This is a genomic window from Caballeronia sp. LZ032 (genome assembly GCF_031451315.1).
Lineage (GTDB): Bacteria > Pseudomonadota > Gammaproteobacteria > Burkholderiales > Burkholderiaceae > Caballeronia.
In genome coordinates this window covers 1-1,484 of sequence record NZ_JARUXP010000035.1, presented here as the reverse complement: position 1 = coordinate 1,484, position 1,484 = coordinate 1, and the positions used below count along the sequence as shown (strand labels likewise).

The 1,484-nt window shown below is 61.1% G+C and carries 1 protein-coding gene; it reads left to right on the top strand.

The annotated features are described in order from the left end of the window. Nucleotides 1-104: 104 nt before the first annotated feature. Nucleotides 105-1,478 carry an ISNCY family transposase gene (locus QCE69_RS39280; protein WP_409021286.1) on the top strand — a complete coding sequence of 458 codons (1,374 nt, stop codon included), beginning with the start codon at nt 105-107 and terminating at the stop codon, nt 1,476-1,478. The last annotated feature ends 6 nt before the right edge of the window (nt 1,479-1,484 follow it).

Below are 1,484 nucleotides of genomic sequence, written 5' to 3'. Positions count from 1 at the left end.
TGGGCTCATTAGAAATGTCCGGTTTTGCCCTGTAAGGCGCACGCTGACGATGGCGCGTCTTCCAGGGGCTCACCATGAACGAGCGTGGTTTCATCACGGCGACTATGCACGAACTCGAACGTATCAAAGTGATCGAGGCGGTCTGTGAGCATCGGCTGACCATGGTTCAGGCTGCTGAACGACTCGGACTGTGCGAACGTCAGATCAGCCGGCTCGCTCACCGCTTTGTTGCGAGCGGCCCGGCTGGGCTGCTCTCACGCAAGCGCGGGCAGCCAAGCAATCGGGAATTGCCCATCGATCTGCGAGCCCGGGCCATGGCGCTGGTGCGCCAGCGCTACGCTGATTTCGGCCCGACGCTTGCCTGCGAGAAGCTGCGTGAATGTCACGGCATCGAGTTGGGCAAGGAAACGGTAAGGCGCTGGATGCGCGATGCCGGGCTCTGGATTCCACGCAAGCAGCGTCCAGCGGCGCTGCACCAGCCGAGGAACCGCCGCTCGTGTCTGGGCGAGTTGATCCAGATCGATGGCAGCGACCATCGCTGGTTCGAAGACCGCGCGCCAGCTTGTACGTTACTGGTGTTTATCGACGATGCCACGAGCCGCCTGATGACCCTGCACTCCACGGCGACCGAGTCGACCTTCAGCTATTTCGAGGCCATGCGCAAGTATCTGGAGGCGTACGGCAAGCCGATTGCGCTCTACAGCGACAAGGCTGCGGTGTTCCATTGCAACAACCACGCCGAGGTCGGCGGCAAGGGCGTGACGCAGTTTGGACGGGCTTTATTCGAGCTCAACATCGATACCTGGTGCGCCAATAGCAGCCAGGCAAAGGGGCGCGTCGAGCGGGCCAATCTGACCTTGCAGGATCGGCTGGTGAAGGAATTGCGTCTACGCGGCATCAACACGCAGGAAGCGGCCAACGCTTACGCGCCCCACTTCATGGCCGACTTCAACGCTCGCTTCGGCAAAGTGCCGAGAAGCGCTTTCAATGCCCATCGCGCGCTCAGGAGCGACGAGGATATCGACTTGATCCTGACCTCGCGCGTGGCGCGGCGCGTGACGAAAGTGTTGAAGGTGCAGTACGACCGGGTGATTTACATGCTCGACGATACGGCAGAGAACCGTGCGCTGATTCACCAATATCTGGACGTCTTCGAGTATCCCGATGGACGCATCGAGATTCGTGTGAATGGGGCTGCCCTCGCCTATCGTCAATACGACCGGCTCTCAGAGATCGATCAAGGTGCCATTGTCGACAACAAGCGGCTTGGACACGTCCTGCAGGCTGCTCAAGTCGTGCAAGCTGAGCGCGACAATCGCTGCGCTTCGGGGATGCCTTCGCGGACCAATCAGGGAATGGCGCCACGGCCCAAAGAACGCAAGGTGGGCACGCGCACGCAGCGCGAACTGACCCTGGAGCGACTCAACGCGGCTGTGTTGGGTTGCGCCGAAGAGCGGGCAGCCGCGGTGGGGAGATAATGATCT

Coding starts and splice junctions, on each gene's coding strand:
- QCE69_RS39280 (WP_409021286.1), top strand. CDS start 105: ATGCACGAACTCGAACGTATCAAAGTGATCGAGGCGGTCTGTGAGCAT.